Below are 26,107 nucleotides of genomic sequence, written 5' to 3' on the forward strand. Positions count from 1 at the left end.
CCCGCTCGTCAGGAGACCCTCGCCCCGTGCCGCACGCCACCGAGCTGATCGCCATCCTCGCTCTCGGCCTCGTCTTCGCCTTCGCCGGGGGCATGCTGGCGCAGCGCCTGCGCCTGCCCCCCCTCGTCGGCTACCTGCTCGCGGGGATCGCGATCGGACCGCACACGCCGGGCTTCGTGGGCAATGCCGACCTCGCCGGACAGCTCGCCGAGATCGGCGTGATCCTGCTGATGTTCGGGGTGGGCCTGCACTTCTCGATCAGCGACCTGATGGCAGTGCGTGCCATCGCGCTGCCCGGCGCCATCGTGCAGATCGCCGTCGCCACCGCGATGGGGGCGGCGCTGGCCCTCGCCTTCGGGTGGGGCCTCGGGGCGGGCCTCGTCTTCGGCCTCGCGCTCTCGGTGGCCTCGACCGTGGTGCTGCTGCGCGCCCTGGAGGAGCGCGGCCTGCTCGACAGCGACAAGGGACGGATCGCGGTCGGCTGGCTCATCGTCGAGGATCTCGCGATGGTGCTGGCGCTCGTTCTGCTGCCCGCCCTCGCCACGCCGCTCGGCGGCGAGGGCGCCGGCGTCGCGCACGCGGCCGGCGGCAACCTGTGGGTCACGCTCGGCCTCACCCTCACGAAGGTGACGGCCTTCGCCGGGCTGATGCTCGTCGGCGGCCGCCGGCTGGTGCCTTGGCTGCTCAACCAGGCGGCCCGGAGCGGCTCGCGCGAACTCTTCACGCTCGCGGTCCTGGCGCTCGCCCTCGGCATCGCCTTCGGCTCGGCCGAACTCTTCGGCGTCTCTTTCGCGCTCGGCGCCTTCTTCGCCGGCATGGTGCTGGCGGAGTCCGATCTCAGCCATCAGGCGGCGGCGAACTCGCTGCCGCTGCAGGACGCCTTCGCGGTCCTGTTCTTCGTCTCGGTCGGCATGCTGTTCGATCCGGGCATCCTGTTCCGCGAGCCTCTGGCGGTGCTGGCGGTCCTGGCCATCATCCTGATCGGCAAATCCATCGCGGCGGTGGCCATCGTGCTGGCCTTCCGGCACCCGCTCGGAACCGCGCTGACCATCGCGGCGAGCCTCGCGCAGATCGGCGAATTCTCGTTCATCCTCGCGAGTCTCGGCATCGGCCTGAAGCTGCTTCCGCCCGAGGGGCGCGACTTCATCCTGGCCGGCGCGCTCCTGTCGATCACCCTCAACCCGCTGTTCTTCGCCGGGATCGAGCGGCTGGTCGCCTTCCTGGCGGCGCGCCCGCACATCGCCGCGCGCTTCGAGCGCCGGGGCGCCGCCACGCTGCCGGTGGCAACGGCGGGGCGGCACGGGCGCACGGGCCACGCGGTGCTGGTCGGCTATGGCCGGGTGGGCAGCAGCATCGGCCGGGCGCTCCAGGCCTGGGACCTGCCCTTCGTGGTGGTCGAGCGGGATCGGCGCCGGGTCGAAGAATTGCGGCAGGCGGGCCTCGAGACGGTGTTCGGGGACGCGACGGCTCCGGGCATCCTGGAGGCGGCCGATATCGGACGCGCGCGGCTGCTCGCCGTGGCGAGCCCCGACGCGCATCAGGCCCGCCAGCTCATCGCCATCGCCCGCGAGGCCAATCCCGGCATCGACACCCTGGTGCGCACCCACAGCGATACCGAGCGCCGCCACCTGGAGCAGGAGGGCGTCGGCCTCGTGCTGATGCCGGAGCGGGAACTCGGCTTCGGCATGACGCTCTATGCCCTGCGCAGCCTCGGCATCAGCGAGGGCGAAGCCCGCATCTTCGTCGATACGAGCCGGGCGGAGAGCCGCGCCGACCCGGCGCCGGAGGCCGAGCCCGCCTTGGGCGCGCCGGAACTGCGCCCGCACCGGGAGGCGCTGGGCGAGGAATAAGCCGGTTTCGCGACAAGGGCCGCCGCATCGCGACGGGAACCGGCGACACCCGGAACCTCAGCGGAACGAGGCGGTGGCGCGCCACCGCCTCGTTCCGCTGCGGCCGCGACATTACGGGATCGCAATGCGGCGGCCATGTTGGCCACAACCCCGCCGCGCCATCCTCCGCGGGACCGCGGAGGATGAAACGATGTCGCAGATGGATCGTCCCGCCGAGCTGATGATCTGGCACGCCGACCGGGCCGCGCCTCCCGGCGAGGCCTGCCTCTATCCGACCCTCCGGCAAGCGCTCCTCGCCGCCGCGGATTGCGCGGGCAATCCGGACAGGCTCCCCTGGATCGTGACCGAGGACGGCGAGATCCTGAGCCCCCACTGGATCGACCAGCATCTCGGTGCGGCCAGGATCATGAACCACGCGCCGCGCAGCGTCTCGCGCCTGCGCACGTGGCTCACGCAGTGGTCGTGAGCCGTCGCCGCGAAATCGCCGGATCGGGACGGCACGAAAGCCCTCCCGTTCCGCGCGCGCCGTGGTAAGCTCGCCCCATGTCCAGCCTGCGCAAGTCCGCCCGCCCGCGCCGCGATCCCGTCGCGACGACCTACGGCTACGGGTCCCTGCGCGGAAAGCTGCCCCGCCCGAGCAACGACAACCGCCGCTCGTCCCGGCGCCGCTCCGTCCCGCTGCTCCTGGGCGCGTGGTTCATGATCCTGGCCGCCATCACCGCCCTGTTCTGGCGATCCGCCGGCCTCTGACACGCCGCGGCCCGGCCGCCGCGCCTGTCCCGGAAAGGGACGCGGGCGCGTCTTTGCATTTCATCAAGCATATAGTTTCTTAAGACTCGGTTCACCGCGCCCGTTAGGAGGGTAGGCGCAACTCCCGCCTAGACATGTTCCGGAGAGGTCGAGCGGCTCAGCAGAAACCGCCGGCCTCCCAAGGCATCTCGCAGTGTGGAATTGGAGTCATGCGTCCGGCGATCCTGACGATCGGTAATGTGAGTCAACTCACACTCAGCACGGGCAGGCGAAGACCCGGCCGGCCCCAGACTGACGAGACCTTCGAGGAGGCATCGCGACTGCAGGCCTTGCAGGCGCAGACGCGCCCGATGGTCCGAGCCCTCGCCCTGGCGAGCCCGACGAGCCAGGCAGCCCTCGCCTTGTTCCGCTGATCCGGCCCTCGCCGACCGATTCCGACACCAGAAGGGCCGCGCCTCCCCGGGCGCGGCCCTTCTGGCGTTTCGGGCCAGCGCCCGCTGAACGGCCCGTGCTCCGGCCGATCCCGACGGCTCATCGTGAGTCCTTCTTAACGCCCTTCGGTCGAATTTTTCGATTAATGTATCCTCAGTTGAATCCAAGAACATCGGCTCGATCTCCCGCGGATCCGATCTGTAAAATTGTATATATTTTAGCCCGCAGCCCGCAATACCTCGGACGTACAAAGGTCCTCGAAAGCAACACAGCTTGCGGGGACAGACAATGGTCGGCATCAGCAGCAACTCTCAGAGCTCCTACATCGTTGCGAACCTGCGCCAGATCAACAACGAACTCGGCGTCGCCCAGCTCCGGATCGGCACCGGCAAGAAGATCAACTCGGCCTCCGACAATCCGACGATGTGGTCGGTGGCGAACAACCTGAAGACGGCGATCAAGACGCAGGGCGATCTGTCCGACTCGATCGCGGTGGCGAAGGGCAAGACCGACACGGCCTCGAAGGCTCTCGACACGGTCAGCGATCTGCTCACGCAGATGAAGCAAATTTCGGATCAGGCGACCAACAGCCCGCCGAGCAACGACGACTACACCACCTATGCCAACAAGATCACTGCCCTGCAGAAGCAGGTCACGGCGGTGATCAATGGCGCCTCCTTCCAGGGCACGAACCTGCTGAAGACCACGACGGCACTGAAGACCGTGATCGGCAACGACGGCTCGGCCAACGTGACGCTCGATCTGACGACGCAGGACATCAGCAGCGGCGCCACCGCCTCCGCCCTGGCGGCCCCGGCCGAGAGCAGCGGCGACAAGTTCAAGGCCAGCGTGCAGGGCATCAGCGCCCTCGCCCAATCCGCCCTCGACCAGGTCTCCGGCTATCAGGCGACGGTCTCCGCCTACTCGGCCGGCCTGGGCGCGCAGATGGATTTCCTCAAGACCATGCAATCGGTGCAGCAGAGCACGCTCGACTCGCTGGTGAACGCGAACCTCGAGGAGGAATCGGCGAAGGTCACGGCGCTGCAGACGCAGCAGCAGCTCGCCTATCAGGCTCTGTCGATCGGCAACTCGTCGTCGGCGAGCATCCTGCGGCTCTTCCAGTAAGCGGGCCCGTCCCCGCGGGACGGAGAGGCGGCGCCCCCGGGTGCCGCCTTCGGCATCACGGGTCTTCGCGGTTCGCGGCGCCGCGACCACCCCGTGGGCGGGGCAGATTTTGTGCCTTGACGCGAGCCCGCCCAGAGGGTCTAAAAGCCGCCGGAGCACCACCGAGTCTGCTTTGTTTTCAAGGACTTTGCGGTGCTGGCCGGTGTAGCACAGCGGTAGTGCAGCGGTTTTGTAAACCGAAGGTCGGGGGTTCGATCCCCTCCGCCGGCACCAGCAAAGTCAATGACTTACGGGACAATCAGGTTCGCCGCGGGGGCCGGCAGGGCCGGCGCGTGGAGCTGAATGCCGCCATCCCGCAGCACCAGCACGTTCGAGGCTCGCCGTCCGAGATTGCGGGCTCCGTGGAGCGGACCGATGTCCGGCGAGGCTGACATCGCGACCCCGCTCCGGCCGCAGGCCTGGCCTGGGAGATCTGGTGGCGCGCCGCCTGGCAGGTTCCGGCCGCGCTGGTGCGCGCGACAGCCGCGGCAGTGCCGTTTCAGGCCTGATGGCCTGCTCGTGGTCTTCGGTTGGCCGATGGTCCTATCCGCCTTGATCGCTCTCGGCGGTGCCCGTGAAGCCATCGAACCTCCGCTACAGGCGCGACAACCTCTCGGCTTCAGCCGCATCGAGGGCTGCCAAGCGCGCAACGATCAGGTTGCGGTGCTCCCGCCACGTTGTCATGATTTCCTCGAGTGTCGCCAAATACTTCTCTGCAGACTCGATATTGACGCCGTTCCGGCGCGCCTCTTCGATACGGAGGCGCTGATCATCAACCCGCTGTTGACCCTCGATGAGGTGCTTTTCAGCTAAGCTCAGATGGGCCTCTGCCTGCACCCTAGCTTGGTCGGCGCTCATGAGAGCTTCCTCGCCATGCGTGATGACGATACGTCGGCGAAACCATACTTCATCGCTCGCTGGAAGTCGCGATGCCCTGTCGTCCGCCGCAGCTACCGGGCAGCCGGATGGCAGCCGCCGGCGCAGGCTCGTGTGAGCGCAACCGGCGATGCCGAGCGGCGCCGCACCAGCCCTCGGCGGGGCTGCTACGGCCTCAGCGCATGGGCGGTGGCCGAGAGGCTCAGCTCGCTCGTGAGCCGCTGTGCGAGCGCCGCGAGGTCAGCGGCGAGATGGCCCCGGCGACGGCGGTGAACCATCGCCGGCCGCAAGGCGGCGACTGGCCCCCGTCCATCGACCCGGCCAACCACGGGAGCGTCTGCGTGCACGGCCACAACCGCGAGATCCAGCGCGAGGAGCGGCAGGCGCCGCGGCTCGATGGTCGGCCTTGAGACCTCGAGCATGCGCATTGTTATCGGAGCAAGGCAGGCACATTGTTTTCGATTTTTGCCTTGGAACAGAAATTAGAATGAAAGCTTGTTGTCGATGTACCGTCCAATTCGGACGATAACATAGATTAATTCACATGGCCCTGACTCTGCAACCCGCTTATGTGCCAGCAAGTACTTTACTGGGCGACGCACAAATCTATCTCGTCTTCGCGGAAGAGCATTTTGTCTGCTCGCTCACACGCTTCGACGATCACACCAACGAAGGCGAGGCGCCGTGCCAGTACTGGTTTCTGGAGGCCGGACTCGGCCCCTGCATCGTGACCTCGGCTGAACAGCCTGTGTTCACAACCATCGATGATGCCAAGACTTGGCTCGTGCAGCGCCTCAAGCAGTAGCCCGGTCGCTCGGTCGTGTGTCGGCAGGCGGCATTGAACCATCGCCCGCCGCACCACGGCGATCGGGCCCTGTCCATCGACCCGACCAGCACGAGAGCGTCTGCGAGCGCTGCCACGACAGCGAGATCCGGCGCGCGGAGCGGCAGGAACGATGTGTCAGGGCTGGGCTTCGGGGGATGGGAATAACCTTTGATCCAAAGGCTTAGTGTCCCGCAGACTTGGACTATGGTCCAAAGCACACCCGGATGACGCAACCGACTGCGCCATCTGCGATTTATTTTTGATCGCAATGGCTTTCGGATGATTTATGCATTTAGTCATGCATCCCATTCAAGTTCTACTGGAAGCGGAGGCAGACACCGGTCATGGATTTCTCGTCTACGAAGCAAATCAGCTCGTCTGCGTCCTCACTCGCCTCGACCCTGAGGAGGATGGAAGCAAACCCCGGCACGGGCACTGGTTTCTGGAGGCCGGCTTCGGCCCGTGTTATGTGCCGCCCGCTGCACAGCCCGTGTTCGCAACCATAGATGATGCCAAGACCTGGATCGTTCAGCGCCTTGAGCAATAGCAGGGCTGGAGCATTTTCGGACTAAGTGAATCCCGGTTCGTCGCAGACAAGGCGGTAAAATCGAAAATCTAGAGCAGCGCCCGATTGCGACGTGCTCGGGCGCTGCTCTCGTGATCTGAGTTAGAAATCTGTTTGCAGAAGCGGGAGGCACTGGCCAAGATTGCGTCGGCTGACTTGGCCCACGCGAAGGGCTTGGGATGGGCCTTGGTGTCGGCGATGTAGTCTCGGATCGCTGCCTCCGGATCCTCTGTTCCACCAGGTTGAGCCACGACCGGCTCGTCGGCGTGAAATGAAGATGAAACCGGGGATGCTGAGCCAGCCAGTCGTGCACCAACGTCGTCTTGCGCGTTTTCATGTTGTCGAGAACCGAGTGTACTTCCAGATCCGGTGCAACGGATCGCTCGACTTGATCCAAGAAGGCGCGAAACGTGGCACTGCGAGGGTGGCCCTCACACCGGCCGATGACCGTGCCGGCCTTGACGTCGAGGGCGGCAAACCGGTCGCACCCGGCTGGACGAGCGCTACGGCGTGATCCCCGGGTGCGTGGAGAGTCTGACGCGCCACGGGCCTGCTGCGGGAGATCCGCCAGCCGCAGCGACGCCGAGGTCCTCTCGGACCATGCACGCGATCAAGCGCCCCGGGCTCCGGCCCGCGGCGCTTCCGTTTCGCCCCTCGAAAAGCGGTGGGACAAAGCGCTGAAATCGGCAAACGAACGCGTCACGGTTCATATCGCCTATTGAACTCCTCCGCCGGCACCGTTCGGGCGATCCGCCTTGCGTCCGGCCCCACCCGCCCTCGTGTCCGGGCGGCTTCACCGAATCTCAAGCCGGCCGCGGAACGATCGCGTCCCTGACGAGGCCGGTGACCATATCGATCATGCGCAGCAAGGCCGCCCTGACGCCCGAGGCCGGGACGACCGTCGCGCCGCATCTCGTGCCCCGGGACCGCGACCCGGATGTTCTCCGGTTCCGCCGGGCGCTCCTGTCCACCGCCTGGGCGCTCGTGGTGATCGGCCTCGCGGGAATCGTCGGCCTGCGTCGCGACGCCACGATCACGAGCTTCTACTTCGCCCGCGATCTGATCGGGCTGGCCGCCCTCGCCGCGATCCTGGTCGCGGCGGCGCTGCTGCGGGCGCCGCCGGCCCTCGGCGGCTGGCTCGGCCTCGCCGCGCGGCCGCGGGCGACCGCCGTCGTCCTGGCGCTCGTCGTCGCCGTCGCGGCGCTTGCCGGCACGGCCCTGGTCTTCGACGGCACGCCCATCGCCTACGACGAGGTCATGGCGGAGTTCGACGCGGCCATCTTCCGCAGCGGCCGCCTGATCGTCGCGCTGCCCGCGGAATGGCGCGCCTTCCTTCCGGCCCTTCTCCCCTATTTCAATCTCCCGGTGCCCGGAGACGGGGCCTGGGTCTCGGCCTACCTGCCCGTCGCCGCGATGCTGCGGGCCGGCCTCGGCGCCGTCGCGCATCCCGCCGTCACCAACCCGCTCCTGGCCGCGGTCGCGGTCGTCGCGCTGATCGCGGTGGCGCGGCGCCTGTGGCCCGGGCGGCCGGACGCGGCCATCCTCGCGGGGCTCCTTCTCGTCACCGCGCCGCAGGTGCTGTTCACCGCCATGACGGCCTTCGCGATGACGGCGCACCTCGCCCTCAACCTCGTCTGGCTGCGGTGCTTCCTGCGCGGCGGGCGGCTCGGGCATGGCGGCGCGGCGGTGATCGGCTTTCTCGCTTGCGGCCTCCATCAGGTGGTGTTCCATCCCCTCTTCGCCTTGCCCTTCCTCGTCGGCATCGTGCTCCGGCGGCACTGGGGGCTCGCGGCCTTCTACGCGGCGATCTACGCCGCGAGCGGCGCCGTCTGGATCCTGTACTGGCAGGGGGTGCTGACCCTCGCGGGCCTGGGCCGCGAGGGTGCGGCGACGGTCGGCGGGGGCTACCTGCTGGCCCGCCTCGCCACCATGGTCGAGGGCTTCGGCTGGGTCGGCCTCAACCTGATGATCAAGAACCTCCTGCGCTTCGTCGCGTGGGGAAGCCCGCTCCTGCTGCCGCTCGCCGCCCTGTCCTGGCCGGCCCTGCGGCGCGGCGAGGGCGTCGCGCGCCCTCTCGCCGCCGGGATCGGCCTGACCCTCGTCGCCATGCTGGTCTTGATGCCGCTCCAGGGTCATGGCTGGGGCTATCGCTACCTGCACGGCTTGGTCGGGAGCGCCTGCTTGCTCGCCGCGCAAGGGTGGGTGAGCCTGACGGCCCGCTGCGACACCGGGCGACGGCGCGAGATGGCGGCGGCCTTCGGTGCCGCCTGCGCGGCGTCCCTGCTCCTGGTCGTTCCGGCGCGGGCGCTGGAGATCCGGGCTTTCGTTCGCCCCTACGCTTCCGCGATCCGCGCCATCACGACCACCGATGCGGATTTCGTCGTGGTGGACGACCGCGGGCTGATGGCCTACGGCGCGGATCTCGTGCGCAACGACCCGTTCCTGCGGAACCGGCCCATGGTGCTCCTCCTCGACAGGCTCGACGCGGCGGCCCGGGCGGAATTGTGCCGGCGCGGCTCCGTCGCGATCTTCACGCCGGTGGATGGCGCCCGCCTCGGCATCATGACCGCGGATCGGCCGCTGAACCGGGATCAGGCCCCGCCCCTGCCCTGCGCGAGCCGCCCGGTTCTCGAACCCTGAGCCGAGCACCGGCCTCGCTCCGTCGACGGCGCGGGCTGCTGGCGTGGTGGACCGCTCATCCGGCCCGGTCGGGTGGCGTCTCCGGAAGGGCGGCCCGGCCGGCATAGGCAACGAGATCGTCGAGCACGGACGCGTGGGCGGCGGCGGCTCTCGCCCAGTCGTAGAGGGTCGCGCAGGCCGCGGCGCGGGCCTCGGCGGCGGCGGGATCGTCGGCCCGGGCGATGCAGGCGACGAGAGCGGCCTCGAAGGCGGCGGCGGTTCGCCCGGGATCGTCCACGGTGACCGGCAGGCCGGTGACGAGCCGGGAGAGCCCCTCGTCGGCCGCCGCGCTCTCGGCACCGCACAGGACCGGCAGGCCGCAGGCGAGCGCCTCCTGCACGACCAGCGGCAGGCCCTCCCCGCAGCTCGGCAGCACGAAGATGTCGCTCGCCTGATAGAGCCGCGCGAGATCCGCTCCGGCGAGATCGCGCCGGACATGCACGTTCGGCAGCGTCCAGGCGGCGGGATCGAGCGGCCCCCGGCCGGCGAAGGCGAAGGTGATCTCCGGCCGGGCCCGGGCGAGGCGCTCCAGTACCGCCAATCCCTTCTTCTCCACGAAGCGGCCCACGAACAGGGCGATCGGACGCTCCGGAGGGAGTCCCAGCGCCCGCCGCAAGGCCGCGCGCGGCAGGTCGCGGGGGCGCGGCCGGAAGATCCCGGCATCGACGCCGTTGGTGATGAAGCCGGGCGCGCGACGCAAGCGCAGGGAGGCGAAATGCGCCGCGCTGGTGCGGCTGATGAAGACCACGCGGTCGGCGGAGGCCAGCACCGGTCGGGCCACGCAGCGGTTCGCCACGGCCATCAGCAGGCGCAGCAGGCGGCTGCGATAGGGCACGGCGCCGATGTGCTGCACCACGACCACGGGCTTGGCCCGCAGGCGGGCCGCGATCAGGATCGCGACGTTCGTAGGATAGAGGCTGTCATGCAGTTGGACCACGTCCGCCCGGCCGACCGCGCGCCAGATCCGCCCGAAGGCGGCCGGCAACGGGAGCGGCATCGGCAGACCGGACCGGCGTTCGAGGATGGTGCTGGCGGGCAGCGGCACCGCCTCGCCGCATGCCGCCGGGGGCGACGGGTCGGCGTCGCTCGCCAGCCACGTGACCGCGATGCCGCGCTGCCGGAACTGACGGGCGAGTTGGCCGGCCACGATCTCGATGCCGCCGCGGCGGCTCTCGAAATAGTGGGTGCCGATGAGGACGCGCATCGCCCGTCAGGCCGCCGGACGCTGCGCGTCGGACCCGGCCTCCTCGGCCGCGATCGCCGCGGGCTCGCGCCGGGGCTCGCTTGGCCGGCGCAGGAACGCGGCCTCGTTGCCGTTCAGGACGGCGAGCAGGAAGCCGCCGAGGGCGTTCTGCGTGCCGATCACCAGGAGGGAGGTGCCAAGAACGGCCGGCAGCACGCTGCCGATCGGCCCGAAGCCCTGGAGCGACCAGTATCCGACGACGAGCCCGAGCAGGGTGAGACCGGCCAGCACGGCTGCGAGACCGGCCGCGAGCATCGTTTCCAGGGAGACGATGCGGGACAGGCGTGCCAGGCCCCGCCCCGCCGTCCGGTAACCCTCCCGCACGCCGTAGAGCTGCGCCGCGACGGCGAGGAGCGCCGCGTTGTGGCCGAGCCCCAGCATCGCCCCGGCCAGGATGATCCAATAGTTGCCGATGAAGCCCGGCGCCGCGCCGCGGGTGAGCGCGGCCAGGATCAGCAGGGCGAGACCGCCGCCGGCGAGGAGCAGGGCCGGCAGCGCGAACAGCCAAGCCGGGCTCAGCATCAGCAGGAAGCGCAGGTGCCGCCAGCCGTCGCGCCAGGGCCGCAGATGGGGCGGGCGGCCGCGCAGGTCTGGCGACAAGCGGGCCGGCACCTCGGCGATCCGCTCGCCCTTGAGGGCGGCCTTGATGATCATCTCGCTGGCGAATTCCATCCCGGTGCCGTTCAGGCGCAGCCGCTTGAGGCAGCCCTTGGTGAGAGCCCGGATGCCGCAATGGGCGTCGCTCACCCCGGCGCGGAACAGCAGGTTGAGGATCCCGGTCAGGACCGGGTTGCCGATGTAGCGGTTCTTCCAGGGCATGGCGCCCCGGGCGATCGCGCCCCGGAAGCGCGAGCCGAGGCAGAGATCGGCCCCCGCCCGCAGGCTCTCGACCATCGCCACCGCGTCGCGGAAATCGTAGGAGCCGTCCGCATCGCCCATCACGAGGTAGCGGCCCCGCGCCGCCGCGAAGCCTCCCATCAGGGCGGTGCCGTAACCCCGTTCGGCCACCGGGACGACGCGGGCGCCGAGGCGCTCGGCGATCTCGCGGCTGGCATCGGTGCTGCCGTTATCCGCGATCAGGATCTCGCCCACGAGGCCGTGCCGCTGCCGCAGGAGGGCGAGCGCCGCCTGCGCGGTCGCGATCGCCGCCGGCAGGGCCCGCGCCTCGTCGAGGCAGGGCATCACGATCGAGACGTCGATGGCGTTGCCAGGGCCTGCGGACGAGATACCGCTCTTCTCGCTCATCATCCGCCGATGCCCCGTCCCGGCGCATGGTTAAGAAACGCGGCTTGCGATCGCGTTAACACCTGGATGGCGAACGGGCCTGCCCCCGATCTACGGCGGAGGGGTGCAGGTCGATCGAGCCGCGACGAGCGGAGGCCGGGGTGACGCCGGAGCATCGGACCGCGCGGCCGTCCCGGCAATGCAGGATCCGGACTTTCGGCGGCTCCATGCGGGGGATTGCCCGCCATGATCGTCTTGGGATCAGTAAACGGCTCGCGAGCGTGAAGCAGCCCTGGGCTCGCAGCCTCCGCGCAGGCTACGGGCATCCGCCGCGCGCGAGGCGAGAACGGTCGATTATTCCAGCGGAGCCGCGATCAGCATCAGACGATCTTGGCACCAACGCAGACATACACTCAAGTATGACTAATCCAGAAACACGCACGGCTCCGGTATGTCTGATGTGGGCGGCGCTTGCCATTCACCATTCACTCGACTAGATTGCGCGGCGTCATGTCTCATAACGACACCGCGCGAGACGCACTGACGGCGCAAGTCGAATCGGCGCGTTCAAGCGTCAGAAAAAGACGAGTCGATCTGCACGTCTTGATAACCGGCGCGGTGCTCGCGTTCGGATTGTCGATCACGATCGCATGGATCGGCTTCTGCGGGTGGGCGGCCTTTCACCTGCTGAAATTCGTGCTCGGCGTCTTGTTCTAAGGATGCCAAGGAAGCTCCGGCGCACGATCGACTGCATCCAGAACGATGGCCGCGCAGGCCAGATATCCGATCATCATCCAGATCATGATTGTATCAGCCCTCGTTCCGCTTGAACGCGGCTGGAGCGGCTGCCTCCCGTTATTGTTCAACGAGAGTAACCACGCGCGGAACGCGCCGCCAGTCCCCTTTCGGGCTTAACCCGCCGGCATTGATTATTGATTTTTGTTTGAATGGGCACGGACAGAATGCCCGGATCGGCGTTTTGCTTGGACCTTTTCAAGGCGCGGCGGGATCATCGCGCCTTCATTTACCGGACCGGGATGGCGGGAATCGTCAGCGGAATCCGCGCGAGGCCCGCCACAGGCGAAGGACCCGCCGCCACCGGGGCAGCTCGATCACGCTGCGCAGCGGATCGTAGCCCGGGCGCTCCATCGCCCGCAGGTAGTCGGTCGCGAGGGAGGCCGGCAGGTAGGCCGCAGCCGTGGCCGGAGCGATGGCGCCGCGCGCCTCGTGGAAGGCCTCGAGATGGCGCCGGGCGAGCGCGCGCAGATCCGCGCAGGCCCCCGCGAGGCCGGGCCCGCCGCGACCGCTGACGATATCCTCCCGGGTGACGCCGTGCGACGCCAGGGTGTCGGCCGGTAGGAAGACCTGCCCCCGCCGCGCGTGCCAGGGCAAGGCGCGCAGGAGCCCGGTCACCGCCTGCGCAACGCCCGCATGCCCCGCCGCCGCGGCTCCGCCCGGCTCCCCGCCCTCCGCTAGGACCAAGGCCCCGAGGCGGATCAGGCTGGAGGCGGTCTCGCCGCAATAGCCCTCCAGATCACCCGCGGAGGGCATCAGATCGTCGTAGAGATCGAACACCCGGGCGTCGATCAGATCGACCAGCGGCTGGCGGGGCAGACGTCGGCGCACGATGGTGTCGTCGAGGGCCGCGACCACCGGGTTCGCCCGCACGTCGCCGCGCGCCTCGCCCTGGAGAACGTCGCGCCACCATTGCAGGCGGATCTCCCCGGGCATCGGGCTCGACACCGCATCGCGCACCCGCGCCACCTCCAGGCTGAAGGCTGAGAGGGCGAAGAGGTGCCGGCGCCCCGCCGCCGGAGCGAAGAGCGCGGAGAAGTAGCGGTCCGGGTCGCCGTCGCGGACCAGCGCTTCGCAATGCGCATAGGCCCAATCGAGCCCGCCGCGGGCCGCCTGGGTCAGGTCCGTGGTCATGACACCGCGATCAACGCCGCCGCGACCTTGCGGTTCTCCGCCGCCAGGATGTTGTAGGTGCGGGCCGCCGCCCCGGTCTGCATCACGTCGAGACCGATGCCAGCCGCCTTGAGGCGCTGGCGCAGGGCATCCGGCAGGAAGACGATCTCAAGGCCGGTGCCGATCAGCAGGAGGTCCACCTCCTTCGCCGCCGCGAGCACGGGCGCGAGGCTCGCCGCCGTGATGGCGCCGGGCTCGGCGACGTCCCAGGCGTGGATGCCGGAGGGCAGCGCCAGGATCGAGCCGCGATGCGACATCTCGGCGAAGCGGAAGCCGCCGCTCCCATAGGCGTCGATGAGGTGGCGCCCGGGAACGAACCCTTCGTGGATGCGGCCCTCGCCGCTCATTCGGCCGCCTGTGGCAGGGCGGCGGAGTCGCGGCCCGTTGCCCGCATCCCGCTCCCCGTCTGCAGGCCGATATAGATCAGGAAGGGCGAGGACACGAAGATCGCCGAGTAGGTGCAGATCACCACGCCGATCAGCATCACCACCGAGAAGCCCTTGATCGCCTCGCCGCCGAACAGCACCAGCGCCACCAGCGACAGGGCGGTCGAGGTCGCGGTCATCACGGTGCGCGACATGGTGGTGTTGATCGACAGGTTGAGGAGTTCCTCGGTCGGCATGGTCTTGTAGCGCCGCATCAGCTCGCGCGTGCGGTCGAACACTACCACCGTCTCGTTCAGCGAGTAGCCGACGATGGTGAGGATGGCGGCGATCGAGGTCATGTTGAACTCGATGCGCGAGATCACGAAGACGCCCACCGTGAGCACGATGTCGTGCAGGGTGCCGACAATGGCGCCGAGCGCCAGTTCCCGCTCGAACCGGAACCACAGGTAGAGCAGCACCGCCACGACGGAGAGCACCACGCCGATGGTGCCGGACTGGACGAGTTCGCCCGAGACGCGAGGGCCGACGGTCTCGACGCGATCGAAGACGTAATCCTTGTCGAAGGCCGCATGCGCCTTCTGCATCACCAGGGTCTGGCCGGTCTCGCCGCCCGCCTGAAGCGGGAAGCGGATCGAGATCGAGCCCTGGTTGCCGAATTCCTGCACCTCCGTCTCGCCGAAGCCGAAGCTGTTGGCGGTGTGGCGGACGGCGGCGACGTCGGACTGCCCGGCCTTCGGTCGCAGCTCGATCAGGGTGCCGCCCTTGAAGTCGATGCCGAAATTCAGCCCGATCATCAGGAACAGCACCACCGTTCCCACCGAGATCAGCGCCGAGAGCGGGAAGCTGATGCGCCGGAAGCGCATGAAGTCGAAATGGGATTCGTCGGGCCAGAGGCGGAGGAGGCGCATCGCGGGTCCTGAGGGATTCGTCGGGCGGGGCGGGCTCACGCCCCGGCGGGCGCCGCCGGAGCGGCGCGGGCGAGGATCAGATCGGCAGCACCTTCGGGCGGAAGCGGCTGTACCAGACCGCGATCATCATCCGGGTCAGCGTCACGGCCGTGATCACGGTCGTCAGGATGCCGAGGATGAACACCACCGCGAAGCCGCGCACCGGACCCGATCCGAGGAAGAACAGGATGATGGCGGCAATGGCCATGGTCGAGTTCGAGTCGACGATGGTGGCGAAGGCCCGGTCGAAGCCCGCCTGGAGGGCCGAGGGGATCGAGCGGCCGGCCCGCACCTCCTCGCGCACGCGCTCGTAGATCAGCACGTTCGAATCGACCGCGGTGCCGATGGTGAGCACGATGCCGGCAATGCCGGGCAGCGTCATCGTCGCCTCCAGCACCGACATCAGGCCGAGGATGAGGCCGACATGGACCATGAGGGCGATGTTGGCGAAGAGGCCGAACACGCCGTAGCAGGCGAACATCATCGTGATCACCAGCACGGTGGCCGCGATGGTGGCGAGCTTGCCGGCCTCGATCGAATCGCGGCCGAGGCCCGGGCCGACCGTGCGGCGCTCGATGATGTTGAGCTTGGCCGGCAGCGCGCCGGCCCGCAGCAGCACCGAGAGGTCGTTGGCCTGCTGGACCGTGAAGCGGCCCGAGATCTGGCCCTGACCGCCGGTGATCGGCTGGAGGATGCGCGGCGCGGAGACCACCTCGTTGTCGAGGACGATGGCCATCGGCCGGCCGACATTCTCGCTCGTCGCCTGGCCGAAGCGCTGGGCGCCGCGCAGGTTGAACTTGAAGTTGACGATCGGCTCGTTGGTCTTCTGGTCGAAGCCGGGCTGGGCGTCGGTGAGGTCGGCACCGTCCGCCATCACGCGGCGCTCCACCGGAACCTTCTGGCCGGCGGAATCGCGGGAGGGCAGCATGTCGACGTCGCCGGCCGGGCTGTCGGCCAGCATGCGGAATTCGAGCTTGGCGGTCTTGCCGAGCTGCTCCTCCAGGCGCTGCGGATCCTGAAGACCCGGCACCTGGACGAGGATGCGGTCGGCGCCCTGCTGCTGGATCGAGGGCTCGGTGGTGCCGCCGAGGTCGACGCGGCGGCGCACCACCTCGATCGCCTGCGAGACGGCGCGGCGGACGCGGGCGTTGATGCCGGCCTCCGTGAAGGCGAGCTGGATCGTCCCGTTCGGCTCGTCGCGCACGTCCAGGGTACGGGCACCGGTCTGGCCGAGCACCGCGTCGGTCACCGGCTGCGACAGGGCCTGGAGCTTCGGCATGGCCTTGGCGCGGGCGGCCGCGTCGCCGATGCGCAACTGCACGCCGCGGGGCGTGAGCTGGATGCCGCCATCGGCCTGGACGCCCTCCTCGCGCAGGGCCCGGCGCACGTCGTCGCGCAGCTGCTGCGACATGGTGCGCTGCAGGTCGGAGCGATCGACCTCCAGCACGATCTGCGAACCGCCCTGCAGGTCGAGGCCGAGCACGATCGCCCGGGTCGGGACGATCGCGGTCAACCAGGAGGGCGCGGAGGCCACGAAGGCCTTGCGCTGCTCGGGGGAGAAGAAGCTCGGGATCGCGAGGGCGAGACCGATGATGATCACCGCCAGCGTGCCGACGATCTTCGAGGTGGAGAAACGGAGCATCGGCGCGATCCTACCCGTGCGTCTGGCAATGAGGGCTCGGCGGTCAGGCCGCCTTGACCGGCTCGCCCTTGGCGCGGACTTCCGAGATCATGGTGCGGACCACCTTGACGCGAACGCCCTCGGCGATCTCGACCTCGATCTCGCTCGCCTCGTCGGTCACTTTGGACACGCGGCCGACGATACCCCCGGTTGTGACGACGGTGTCGCCCCGGCGGACGTTCTTGACCATGTCCTGATGCTCGCGCGCGCGCTTCTGCTGCGGGCGCAGGATCAGGAAGTACATGATCACGAAGATGAGGACGAAGGGGACCACCTGCAAGATGACGTCCATGCCGCCGGCGGCGGCCCCCGTTCCCTGCGCGAAGGCGGGCGTGATCACTCTGGCGGTCTCCCGTACAAGACGAAAACGGGCCGCGCGGGCACCCGGCGGCCTTGCAAAAGCGCGCGGACTATAGCCAGGGGCGACCCGAAAGCAACGGCGGCGAGGGACCCGCGACGGATTGGCCGCGGTTGCGCCGGGACGCGAAATCCGAGGGAATGCCCTGCCTTGGCGGGGCTTCTGCTGGGAGCGCGCTTCTGCTAGCTCGCCCCCATGACCGCCGCCGACCCGACCCTCACCGCCCTCCTGCCGCTCCTCACCCGGATCGCCGCCGCGCTGGAGCGCGCCGCGCCCGCGCCCGCGGGTGCCCCGGATCTCAGCGTGGCCGACGCCTTCGTGTGGCTCGCGGAGCGGCGCCTCCAGCCCGTGCCGAAGGTGAACCGGGTGGCGATGGGGCTGCTGCGCGGCATCGACCGCATGCGCGACACGCTGTTCGACAACACCGACCGCTTCGCCCGGGGCCTGCCCGCCAACAACGCCCTGCTCTGGGGTGCCCGCGGCATGGGCAAGTCCTCGCTCGTCAAGGCGGTGCATGCGGAGATCAACGCGCGCCGCGCCGGGGGCACCCGTCCCCTCAAGCTGGTGGAGATCCACCGGGAGGACATCGAGGGGCTGCCGGAGCTGATGGGCCAGCTGCGGGCCGATCCGCACCGCTTCATCGTGTTCTGCGACGACCTCTCCTTCGATGGGCAGGACACCTCGTACAAGTCGCTGAAGGCCGCCCTCGACGGCGGCATCGAGGGCCGGCCGGACAACGTGCTGTTCTACGCCACCTCCAACCGCCGCCACCTGCTCGCCCGCGAGATGGTGGAGAACGAGCGCTCCACGGCGATCAATCCGGGCGAGGCGGTGGAGGAGAAGGTCTCGCTCTCCGACCGCTTCGGCCTGTGGCTCGGCTTCCACAAGTGCTCGCAGGACGAGTACCTGGCGATGATCGACGCCTACGTGACCCGCTACGGCCTGGACCTCGACGCGGCGCAGCTGCGGGCCGAGGCGCTCGAATGGGCGACGACCCGCGGCTCACGCTCGGGCCGCACGGCGTTCCAGTACATCCAGGATCTGGCCGGGCGGCTCGGCAAGCGGCTGGACGACGAGGTCTGAACCGGCGCTGCGGGCGCGGGGCCCCCGCTCCCGCACGCACGGCTCGCGGAGTTGCGCTTCGCCGCGCGGGTCACCATCCCGAGGCGGGACGCGCGCCTTCGTCCGATCCTCTGTCGATGGCATCCGCTGCGCGCCACCTCGGCATGCGGAGCGGTGCAGCCTCCGGGGCCGGCGCGAGGGAGCGCTCAGATCCAGAGCTTGAGAGTCCGCCCCCGATGGCACCGCGATCGGGCGCGACGCCGGCCTCACTCCGCGGCGGCCTCGCTGCGCGCGCGGCGCTTCTCCATCATGCGGACGGAGATCACCGAGGCCTCGTAGAGGATCAGCATCGGCACCGCCAGGGAGAGCTGGCTGATCACGTCGGGCGGGGTCAGCACGGCGGCGGCCACGAAGACCAGCACGATCGCGTAGCGCCGCCGCTCGGCCAGGAACTTCGCGTCGATCAGCCCGATCTGCCCCAGCAGGGTCAGGATCACCGGCATCTGAAAGGCGATGCCGAAGGCGAAGATCAGGGTCATGATCAGCGAGAGATACTCGTCCACCTTCGGCAGCAACTCGATGGTGGCCTCGCCCGGCTGGCCGATCTGCTGCAGGCTGACCGAGAACTTGATCAGGATCGGCATCGCCACGAAGAAGACGACGAGGGCGCCGAGCACGAAGAAGATCGGCGTGGCGATCAGGTAGGGCAGGAAGGCCCGGCGCTCGTTGCGGTAGAGGCCCGGCGCCACGAAGGCGTAGATCTGCGTGGCGACGATCGGGAAGGACAGGAAGCCCGCCCCGAACACGCTTAGCTTGATGTTGGTGAAGACCTGCTCGAGGAAGTGCGTCGCGATCAGCCGCGCCTTCTCGGCCCCCACGACCTGCACGTAGGGATAGACAAGCACGTTGTAGATGTGCTGGGAGAAGAAGAAGCAGACGAAGAACATCACCCCGAAGGCGAGGAGCGACTTGATCAGCCGCGCCCGCAACTCGATGAGGTGGTCGATCAGGGGTGCGCGCGAGGCCTCGATCTCGGCTTCGTCGGCCTCGGTGGTCATGGTGTCTGGCCTGTGGTGGATGGGCTCGGCGCGGCGGGAGCCGGGGTCTCGCTCGGGCGGGGTTCCGCCGCCCCGTCCGGCAGGGTCTCGCCCGCAGCGCTGTCGGTCTCGTGACCGGTGATCGCGGACGCGGCGTCCTTGGGCGGCAAGGCGGGCGAGGCCGCAGCCTCCGCCTGGAGCTGGGCGGTCGCGGCCGCGAGCGTCTCGTTGGAGGGCGGCGGGGCCGGCGGGGTCTCGACGGCGCTGCGGATCTCGTCGCGGATCGACTGGATCGGATTGAAGGACCCGGTCGCCGACGAGACGGAGCGGTTGAGGCCGTCCACCTCGCGGCGAACCTCGTCGAGTTCCGCCTCGCGCATGGCCTCGTTGAACTGGGCCTGGAACTCGCCGGCCATCCGCTTGAGCCGGGCCGTCATCTGGCCGACCGTGCGCAGTGCCCGGGGCAGGTCCTTCGGGCCGATGACGATCAGCGCGACGCCGCCGATCAGCATCACCTCGCCCCAACTCATATCGAACATGGCGTCACGGCCCTGCAGCTTGCGCGACGGCCCGGCCCGGGCGCGGCGCAGCGGGCTCTCTCAAGCACGGATCGCAGCGCGACGCCACGGCCCCGGGCCGAGATCACCTCGATCCCCGCACTCACTCTCCGGCGCTCGCGCGCCGCTGCCGGCCCCCGGGGCGGATCAGCCGACCTTGCGGTCCACCGGCGTGGTGGAGGCCTGGACCGGCTCGCCCGGATGCGGGGGAAGGGTCCGGACCGGCTCGGTCGCCGACACGGGCGGAGGCGGCGATTGGTTGGCGACGGGCGCCTGGGGCTGATCCTCGTCCGCCATGCCCTTCTTGAAGGCCTTGATGCCCTTGGCCACGTCGCCCATCAGCTCGGACACCTTGCCGCGTCCGAACAGCAGCATGACGATCACGCCGACGACGATCCAGTGCCAAATGCTTGCGCCACCCATGGCTGTCTCCTGCACCGCACCCGGTTGACGGCGCGGCGTGGTCTCTTGAAGCTGGCCGGAACCTAAGGACCGCCGGGAGTGAAAACAAGCGCTTCCTCGGACCGCCAACAACCGGAATCGCCGCTCAGGCCTCGTCGGCGGTGTCGCCGAGCGGATCCTCCTCCGCCCGCAGGGCGACGTCGTCGGAGGGCACCGGGATGCCGAAGCCGGCGGGCAGGCGCCCGTCCATCAGGCCGAGGCCCTTGAGTTCGTCGAGGCCTGGCAGGTCGGAGACCGCGTCGAGGCCGAAATGCTCGAGGAAGGCGGGCGTCGTCCCGTAGGTGACCGGGCGGCCCGGCGTGCGGCGGCGCCCGCGCAGGCGCACCCAGCCGGTTTCCAGGAGCAGGTCGAGAGAGCCCTTGGAGGTCGAGACCCCGCGGATCTCCTCGATCTCCGCCCGGGTCACCGGCTGGTGATAGGCGACGATCGCCAGCGTCTCGATGGCGGCGCGCGAGAGCTTGCGGGGTTCGGGGGCATCGCCGCGCAGGACAGCCGCGAGATCGGGCGCCGTGCGGAAGGCGTAGCCGCCCGCCACCCGCACGAGGTTGATGCCCCGCGGCAGATAGAGCCGCCGCAGCTCGGCCAGCACCGCCTCGACGTCGCTGCCGGGCGGCAGGCGCGCGGCCAGCGCCGCGGGTTCGAGCGGGCGGCTCGCCGCGAAGATCAGCGCCTCGGCGAGACGCATGGTCTCGGCGGCGGGCGCGGGGGCGGCCTCCGGCAGAAGGACGAGCGGGGTGCGCCGGGCCATCGGCTCAGCCGGCCTCGATCGGGCGCAGCCAGAGCGGCGCGAAGGGCGCGTCCTGGCGCAGGGCGATGCGGCCCTCGCGGGCGAGTTCGAGCACCGCCGAGAGCGACGAGGCCCGCACGCTCGCCCGCCGCCCGGGCTCGTCCAGATAGGCCGCAAGATAGGTGTCGAGGCTGGTCCAGTCGTCGCGCGGGCCGATCAGCCGCTCCAGCGCCGCGCGGGCCTCGACCAGGGACCAGACCTCGCGCCGGCGCACGGAGACGCGGGCGAGCGCCCGCTCCTGGCGCTGGCGCGCATAGGCGGCGAGCAGATCGTGCAGGGTCGCCGCGTAGGGGCCGGCGGTGGCGGGACGCGGGGCGGCCTCCGCCTCGCCGCGCGGAAAGATGTCGCGGCCGAGCTGGCCGCGGGCGAACAGCCGGTCGGCGGCGCCCCGGATCGCCTCAAGCCGGCGCAGGCGCAGGGCCAGCACGCCGGCGAGGTCGTCGGCGCTCGGCTCCGGGCCGCGGGGCGGCGCCGGCAGGAGCAGGCGCGACTTCAGGTAGGCGAGCCAGGCCGCCATCACGAGGTAATCGGCGGCGAGTTCGAGCCGCAGGCGCCGCGCCTCCTCCACGAAGGCGAGGTACTGCTCGACCAGGGCCAGGATCGGGATGCGGGCGAGGTCGATCGTCTGGCGGCGGGCGAGGTCGAGCAGCAGGTCGAGGGGACCCTCGAAGCCGTCGACGTCGATGACGAGCCTCGGCCCGTCCACGTCGTCGACGGCGCCCCCCTGCCCTGCGGCCATCGGCCGGGATCAGGCGGCCGAGCGCGCGAGGCCGGCCTCGAAACGGGCACGGGCCTCCGCGGCGTCGAAGCCGCCGGCCGGCCGCAGGCGCGCGAGGGCCGCCTCGGCCCGCCGCAGCGCCTCGCCCGCGAGAGCCGGCGTCCCCGAGACGACGCCCTCCATCTCCGCGCGGTCGCCGTTGCAATGCAGCGCCACGTCGATGCCGGCTCCGAACGCCGCCTCGGTGCGCTCGCGGAAGCTCCCGGTGAGGGCCTTCATCGAGAGGTCGTCGGTCATCAGCAGGCCGTCGAAGCCGATCGTCCCGCGCACCACCTCGCGGATCACCCGCGCCGAGGTCGTCGCCGGATGGTCGGGATCGAGGGCGGTGAAGACGATGTGGGCCGACATGGCGAGCGGCAGGTCGGCGAGGGCCCGGAAGGGGCGGAAATCGTGCGCGGCGAGGCTGGCGTAATCGGCTTCGACCACCGGGAGCGCGAGGTGACTGTCGGCATTGCCGCGGCCGTGGCCGGGCATGTGCTTCACCACGGGCAGCACGCCGCCCTCCATCAGGCCCTCGGCGACGGCGCGCCCGATCGCCGCCACATCCGCCGGATCGGTGCCGTAGGCGCGGTCGCCGATCACCGCGTTCGCCCCGGGAACCGGCACGTCGAGGACGGGCGCGCAATCGACGTTGATGCCGACGCTGGCGAGATCATGCGCCATCAGCCGGGCGCCGAGCCGGGCGAGCCCGGGGCCGTGCTCGCGGCCGCCCGCCCGCAGGTAGCTGCCGCCGGACGGGTAGGCGCGCCAGTGCGGCGGGCCCATGCGCTGCACGCGGCCGCCTTCCTGATCGATCAGGATCGGCGCGTCGGCGCGGCCCACGGTGTCGCGCAGGGCGGCCGTGAGCGCGCGCACCTGCTCGGGCGACACGACGTTGCGCTTGAACAGGATGAAGCCCCAGGGCCGCACGTCGCGGAAGAAGGCGGCCTCCTCCGCGCTCAGGGTCGGTCCGGCACAGCCGAGGATCAGGGCAAGGCTCGTCATCGACGGCGGTCTCGTCGTTCGCGGTGGATTCGGCACCGTCCGGAGAGGACGCGGCCCGGGCCGCGCCTCCGTCGAGGCTGGGATCCGCCCGGCATCGCCGGGCGGTCGGGATCACGCGCGGCGGATCAGTTCTTCGCCACGAAGCAGGTGCCGCCGGCCGCTTGCAGCTTGCTGCACAGGCCGTTGGCGCTCTCCTTCGACATCGGGCCGACGCGGACGCGGAAGATCGTCTTGCCGTTCACCTCGGCCTGCCGGATCAGCGGCGACTGGCCGGCGAGTTCGGCATGGTAGCGCTCCTGCGCCTGGACGAAGGCCGCGCGGGCCTCCCGCTCGGTCGCCCGCACCGAGAGCTGCACCGAGAAGCCGCCGACCGGCGCCTGGGTCTCGGGGGAGGCGGCGGGCGCGGGCTTGATCGGCGGCTGCTCCGCCGAGGCGACGCGCTGCGGGGCCGGCTTGGCCTTCGGCGCGCCGACGGTGGTCGAGGCGACGGTATCGGCGGCCTGCGGCTCGGGGGTCGCGACGGGAGCCGGAGCCGGCGTGGTCGCGGCCGAGCGGGCCGCCGAACGCGGCGTCGCGGCGGCCGGGGTCGGGTCGGGCAGCGTCATGGTCGGCACCGGCGCGGCCGGGGCCGGACCGCCCTGCGTGCCCTGCTGGGCGGCGCGCTGCGCCTCGAAGGGCGGCGGCTCGGGCCGCACGCTCACCGTGCGCACCCGGCGCGGCTCGCCCAGGGATTCGGTGAGGAGGCTCACCGGCGCGCCCGGCGGCGGCGCGGGTGTCCCGGCGGTCGGGGCCTCGCTGGTGAGCGCGCGGGCCGCCTGCTTGACGTCGAGGGGCTGCTCCTCGCGGTTGACGATCTTGATCTGACCGTCCTTGGCGTTGCGCTCGTAGATCTGCTTGTTCTGGTCCGGAATCTCGACGCCGCCGGCATTCTGCGGCGCGATCTTCAGCGGCGCCGGATCGGCCGCCACGACGATGGGAGCGCCCGAGCCGCGATGGGGATGCAGGGCCTTCCAGGTGAGCGCTCCGCCCGCCGCGACGGCCACGATCCCGAGCGCGCTGCCGACGAGGGCGAGGCGGCGGCGTCCGCGCGGAGCCTCCGGGGCGGGCTCGCCGACCGGCGCGGCCGGGGCTTCCGCCTGCGGCTCGAGGTCCGGCTCGGGCTCCGGCACCGCTTCCCGCTGCACCGCCGAGAGATACTGGTTGAAGGCGTCGAGCGACGGGCCGGAGCCGCGCTCGGTCTGCGCGCCCGCGTAATCCGGCACCTGCGGCTCGACCCGTCCGCGCGCCGCCTCCGCGGCGCCCGCCCGGCGCGTGTCCTTGGCGGCGAGCAGGGCCCGGAACGGGTCGTCCTGCCCGACGATGCGGGCGAGTTCGGCCAGCGGGTCGCTGCGCGCGGCATCGCCCTTGGCCTGGCTCTGGCGCTCGGCTGGCTGCTGCTGGTCCGGCTCGTACCCGTCGTAGTCGACGGGGATCCGGGAAGCGTTGGTCGTCATGGCAGCCCCATCCTGTTCACGCCTGCGTCACCTCGCCGCGATCCTTCGATCCCGGCGCGACGCCACAGGCCGCCGCTCCGCTCCGGGGTGGCGCATCCTACCACGCCGGCGGCAGGCCCGGCATCGCGGCGGGGAGCGCCTCCGGGTCACCGCATCTCGTCGGGTGCGGTGACACCGAGGATCCCGAGGCCGGAGGCGAGAACGCCCCGCAGCGCCGCGACGAGGGCCAGCCTCGACAGGGTCAACTTTCGGTCCGTCTGATTAACAAACCGTAATTGCGGCAAGTCTTTGCCCTTGTTCCAGAAACTATGGAAGGCGCTTGCCAGTTCGTAGAGGTAGAAGGCGAGCCGGTGCGGCTCATGGGCGCTGCCCGCCGTCTCGACCACGCGCGGATACTGGGCCACGAGCCGCATGATCTCCGCCTCCCCCGAATCGGAGAGCAGCGACAGGTCGGCCCCGGCGAGCGCCTCCGGCGACAGGTCGGCATCCGGGAACGCCTCGCGGGCCTGCCGGAACACCGAGGCCGCGCGGGCATGGGCGTACTGAACGTAGAAGACCGGATTGTCCTTCGACTGCTCCACCACCTTGGCGAGGTCGAAATCCAGGGTCGCGTCGTTCTTGCGGTAGAGCATCATGAAGCGGACGGGATCGCGCCCGACCTCGTCGATGACCTCCCGCAGGGTGACGAACTCGCCCGCCCGCTTGGACATCTTCACCGGCTCGCCGCCGCGCAGGAGCCGCACCAGCTGGCAGAGCTTGACGTCGAGTTCGGCGCGGCCGTTCGAGACGGCGCGCACCGCCGCCTGCATGCGCTTCACGTAGCCGCCGTGATCGGCGCCGAGGACGTCGATCAGCTCGTTGGCGCCGCGCGCCACCTTGGAGGCGTGGTAGGCGATGTCCGAGGCGAAGTAGGTGAAGGAGCCGTCCGACTTCAGCAGCGGCCGGTCGATGTCGTCGCCGTAGGCGGTGGAGCGGAACAGGGTCTGGTCGCGGTCCTCCCAATCCTCCGGGAGCTGGCCCTTCGGCGGGGGCAGCCTGCCCACATAGACGAGGTCGCGGGCGCGCAGCGCGTCGATCAGCCGCGCGACGGCGCCGCCGTTGCCGTCCTGAAGGGTGCGCTCGGAGAAGAACACGTCGTGCCGGATGCCGAGCGCCGCGAGATCCTCGCGGATGCGGTCCATCATGGCGTCGATCGCCGTGTCGCGCACGAGGGGCAGCCACTCGCGCTCGGACATGTCGAGGAGCGCGCGGCCGTGCCGCTCGGCGAGGAGCTGGCCCACGGGCTTCAGGTAGTCGCCCGGATAGAGGCCCTCCGGGATGGTGCCGATGTCCTCGCCTAGCGCCTCGCGGTAGCGCAGGAAGGCCGAGCGGGCGAGCACGTCCACCTGGGCCCCCGCATCGTTGATGTAGTACTCGCGCACCACGTCCCGGCCGGAGGCCGCGAGGAGGTTGGCGAGGGCGTCGCCGAACACGGCGCCGCGGCCGTGGCCGACATGCATCGGCCCGGTCGGGTTGGCCGAGACGTACTCGACGTTGACGAGGCCCGGGCGCTTGGCCCCGCGGCCGAAGGCGTCGCCGGCGCGGAGCGCCGCCCGCACCACGTCGCCGTAGACCTCCGGGGCGAGGCGCAGGTTGAGGAAGCCCGGCCCGGCGACGCTCGCCTCGGTGACGCGCGGATCCTGGCGCAGCTCGGCCGCCAGCACTTCGGCCAGCGCCTTCGGGTTGGCGCGTGCCTCCTTGGCGAGGACCAGGGCGGCGTTGGTCGCGAGGTCGCCGTGGCTCGGATCGCGCGGCGGCTCGACCACGACGCGGCCGAGATCCAGCCCCTCGGGCAGGTGCCCGGCGCGTGTGAGGGTGGCGAGCGCCTCGCCGATGCGCTCCTCGAAAGCGGCGAAGATGTTCATGGTGCGACCGAAGATGGGACCGGGCCGTGCCGGCGCGCGCGGGAAGACGCGGCGTCGGCGCCGAAGCCGGGCTCATCTCACGGGGCGGCCCCTT

26 protein-coding genes, 1 tRNA gene and 1 pseudogene are annotated in these 26,107 nt (G+C 70.4%); 10 read left to right on the forward strand and 18 right to left on the reverse strand.

The annotated features are described in order from the left end of the window. The first annotated feature begins 26 nt into the window (after positions 1-26). The 5 genes from ACE101_RS07590 (at position 27) to ACE101_RS07610 (ending at position 4,430) form a co-directional block, all read left to right on the forward strand. Entirely contained in the window at positions 27-1,850 is a 1,824-nt protein-coding gene (locus ACE101_RS07590; RefSeq protein WP_379127463.1) for a cation:proton antiporter domain-containing protein, read from the forward strand. Between the two features lie 190 nt (positions 1,851-2,040). Continuing rightward, positions 2,041-2,316, forward strand: a complete 276-nt coding sequence (locus ACE101_RS07595; RefSeq protein ID WP_379127466.1) for a hypothetical protein — start codon at positions 2,041-2,043, stop codon at positions 2,314-2,316. A 77-nt stretch (positions 2,317-2,393) separates the two neighbouring features. Then, positions 2,394-2,600: a hypothetical protein gene (locus ACE101_RS07600; protein ID WP_379127469.1), complete on the forward strand. Its 207-nt coding sequence runs from the start codon at positions 2,394-2,396 to the stop codon at positions 2,598-2,600. A 720-nt stretch (positions 2,601-3,320) separates the two neighbouring features. Next, the gene (locus ACE101_RS07605) at positions 3,321-4,157 is read left to right on the forward strand and encodes a flagellin (protein ID WP_379127472.1); all 837 of its coding nucleotides are present in this window, start codon (positions 3,321-3,323) and stop codon (positions 4,155-4,157) included. 198 nt (positions 4,158-4,355) lie between these two features. Then, a tRNA-Thr gene (locus ACE101_RS07610) sits at positions 4,356-4,430 on the forward strand. 14 nt (positions 4,431-4,444) lie between these two features. Here ACE101_RS07610 and ACE101_RS07615 read toward each other — a convergent pair. Both ACE101_RS07615 and ACE101_RS07620 read right to left on the reverse strand, forming a co-directional pair. Beyond that, complete coding sequence (locus tag ACE101_RS07615) at positions 4,445-4,591, reverse strand: hypothetical protein (protein WP_379127475.1); 147 nt, start codon at positions 4,589-4,591, stop codon at positions 4,445-4,447. A gap of 199 nt (positions 4,592-4,790) precedes the next feature. Next, positions 4,791-5,054, reverse strand: coding sequence for a hypothetical protein (locus ACE101_RS07620; protein WP_379127478.1), 264 nt, complete (start codon positions 5,052-5,054; stop codon positions 4,791-4,793). A gap of 269 nt (positions 5,055-5,323) precedes the next feature. Between ACE101_RS07620 and ACE101_RS07625 the strand changes: the two genes are divergently transcribed. Further along, a complete protein-coding gene (locus ACE101_RS07625) occupies positions 5,324-5,482 on the forward strand; it encodes a hypothetical protein (RefSeq protein ID WP_379127481.1) in 159 nt (52 codons plus the stop codon). A 134-nt stretch (positions 5,483-5,616) separates the two neighbouring features. Then, positions 5,617-5,877, forward strand: coding sequence for a hypothetical protein (locus ACE101_RS07630; RefSeq protein ID WP_379127484.1), 261 nt, complete (start codon positions 5,617-5,619; stop codon positions 5,875-5,877). A 636-nt stretch (positions 5,878-6,513) separates the two neighbouring features. Here ACE101_RS07630 and ACE101_RS07635 read toward each other — a convergent pair. Beyond that, positions 6,514-6,962 (reverse strand): annotated as a pseudogene (locus tag ACE101_RS07635) (transposase); the annotation flags it as partial. A 344-nt stretch (positions 6,963-7,306) separates the two neighbouring features. On the opposite strand from ACE101_RS07635, the gene ACE101_RS07640 reads away from it, so the two are divergent. Next, positions 7,307-9,103 carry a hypothetical protein gene (locus tag ACE101_RS07640; RefSeq protein ID WP_379127487.1) on the forward strand — a complete coding sequence of 599 codons (1,797 nt, stop codon included), beginning with the start codon at positions 7,307-7,309 and terminating at the stop codon, positions 9,101-9,103. 55 nt (positions 9,104-9,158) lie between these two features. On the opposite strand, the gene ACE101_RS07645 is transcribed toward ACE101_RS07640, so the two are convergent. Together ACE101_RS07645 and ACE101_RS07650 are read right to left on the reverse strand one after the other, a co-directional pair. Further along, complete coding sequence (locus ACE101_RS07645; protein WP_379127489.1) at positions 9,159-10,346, reverse strand: glycosyltransferase family 4 protein; 1,188 nt, start codon at positions 10,344-10,346, stop codon at positions 9,159-9,161. Positions 10,347-10,352: 6 nt separating this feature from the next. After that, positions 10,353-11,630 carry a glycosyltransferase family 2 protein gene (locus tag ACE101_RS07650; RefSeq protein WP_379127491.1) on the reverse strand — a complete coding sequence of 426 codons (1,278 nt, stop codon included), beginning with the start codon at positions 11,628-11,630 and terminating at the stop codon, positions 10,353-10,355. Between the two features lie 489 nt (positions 11,631-12,119). Here ACE101_RS07650 and ACE101_RS07655 point away from each other — a divergent pair, with 489 nt between their 5' ends. Continuing rightward, a complete protein-coding gene (locus tag ACE101_RS07655; protein WP_379127493.1) occupies positions 12,120-12,326 on the forward strand; it encodes a hypothetical protein in 207 nt (68 codons plus the stop codon). Between the two features lie 333 nt (positions 12,327-12,659). On the opposite strand, the gene ACE101_RS07660 is transcribed toward ACE101_RS07655, so the two are convergent. From ACE101_RS07660 to yajC, 5 genes are all read right to left on the reverse strand, one after another. Beyond that, positions 12,660-13,538, reverse strand: a complete 879-nt coding sequence (locus tag ACE101_RS07660) for a phytoene/squalene synthase family protein (protein WP_379127496.1) — start codon at positions 13,536-13,538, stop codon at positions 12,660-12,662. Continuing rightward, a complete protein-coding gene (locus tag ACE101_RS07665) occupies positions 13,535-13,924 on the reverse strand; it encodes an Mth938-like domain-containing protein (RefSeq protein WP_379127499.1) in 390 nt (129 codons plus the stop codon). The genes ACE101_RS07660 and ACE101_RS07665 overlap by 4 nt, the downstream gene beginning before the upstream one ends. Next, positions 13,921-14,871, reverse strand: coding sequence for a protein translocase subunit SecF (gene secF, locus ACE101_RS07670; protein WP_379127502.1), 951 nt, complete (start codon positions 14,869-14,871; stop codon positions 13,921-13,923). The genes ACE101_RS07665 and secF overlap by 4 nt, the downstream gene beginning before the upstream one ends. A 76-nt stretch (positions 14,872-14,947) precedes the next feature. Further along, the gene (secD, locus tag ACE101_RS07675) at positions 14,948-16,552 is read right to left on the reverse strand and encodes a protein translocase subunit SecD (protein ID WP_379127504.1); all 1,605 of its coding nucleotides are present in this window, start codon (positions 16,550-16,552) and stop codon (positions 14,948-14,950) included. A 43-nt stretch (positions 16,553-16,595) separates the two neighbouring features. Next, entirely contained in the window at positions 16,596-16,931 is a 336-nt protein-coding gene (gene yajC / locus ACE101_RS07680; protein WP_379127506.1) for a preprotein translocase subunit YajC, read from the reverse strand. Between the two features lie 213 nt (positions 16,932-17,144). Between yajC and ACE101_RS07685 the strand changes: the two genes are divergently transcribed. Continuing rightward, positions 17,145-18,032 (forward strand): ATP-binding protein, encoded by an 888-nt coding sequence (locus tag ACE101_RS07685; protein WP_379127509.1) that lies wholly within the window; start codon positions 17,145-17,147, stop codon positions 18,030-18,032. A gap of 245 nt (positions 18,033-18,277) precedes the next feature. On the opposite strand, the gene tatC is transcribed toward ACE101_RS07685, so the two are convergent. The 8 genes from tatC to argS all read right to left on the reverse strand — a co-directional run bounded on the left by tatC (position 18,278) and on the right by argS (position 26,013). Continuing rightward, complete coding sequence (tatC, locus tag ACE101_RS07690) at positions 18,278-19,069, reverse strand: twin-arginine translocase subunit TatC (protein WP_379127512.1); 792 nt, start codon at positions 19,067-19,069, stop codon at positions 18,278-18,280. Continuing rightward, positions 19,066-19,587: a Sec-independent protein translocase protein TatB gene (gene tatB / locus ACE101_RS07695; protein ID WP_379127515.1), complete on the reverse strand. Its 522-nt coding sequence runs from the start codon at positions 19,585-19,587 to the stop codon at positions 19,066-19,068. The genes tatC and tatB overlap by 4 nt, the downstream gene beginning before the upstream one ends. Positions 19,588-19,752: 165 nt before the next feature. Then, a complete protein-coding gene (locus ACE101_RS07700) occupies positions 19,753-20,028 on the reverse strand; it encodes a twin-arginine translocase TatA/TatE family subunit (protein WP_379127517.1) in 276 nt (91 codons plus the stop codon). Positions 20,029-20,152: 124 nt separating this feature from the next. Then, a complete protein-coding gene (gene scpB / locus ACE101_RS07705) occupies positions 20,153-20,815 on the reverse strand; it encodes an SMC-Scp complex subunit ScpB (RefSeq protein ID WP_379127520.1) in 663 nt (220 codons plus the stop codon). A 4-nt stretch (positions 20,816-20,819) separates the two neighbouring features. Beyond that, positions 20,820-21,593 carry a segregation and condensation protein A gene (locus ACE101_RS07710; protein WP_379127523.1) on the reverse strand — a complete coding sequence of 258 codons (774 nt, stop codon included), beginning with the start codon at positions 21,591-21,593 and terminating at the stop codon, positions 20,820-20,822. Positions 21,594-21,602: 9 nt separating this feature from the next. After that, entirely contained in the window at positions 21,603-22,616 is a 1,014-nt protein-coding gene (gene nagZ / locus ACE101_RS07715; protein WP_379127526.1) for a beta-N-acetylhexosaminidase, read from the reverse strand. Positions 22,617-22,741: 125 nt separating this feature from the next. Next, positions 22,742-24,109, reverse strand: a complete 1,368-nt coding sequence (locus ACE101_RS07720; RefSeq protein ID WP_379127529.1) for an SPOR domain-containing protein — start codon at positions 24,107-24,109, stop codon at positions 22,742-22,744. 146 nt (positions 24,110-24,255) lie between these two features. Beyond that, positions 24,256-26,013, reverse strand: a complete 1,758-nt coding sequence (gene argS, locus ACE101_RS07725; RefSeq protein WP_379127532.1) for an arginine--tRNA ligase — start codon at positions 26,011-26,013, stop codon at positions 24,256-24,258. Between the last annotated feature and the right edge of the window lie 94 nt (positions 26,014-26,107).

The organism is Methylobacterium carpenticola (genome assembly GCF_042748905.1).
GTDB lineage: Bacteria > Pseudomonadota > Alphaproteobacteria > Rhizobiales > Beijerinckiaceae > Methylobacterium > Methylobacterium carpenticola.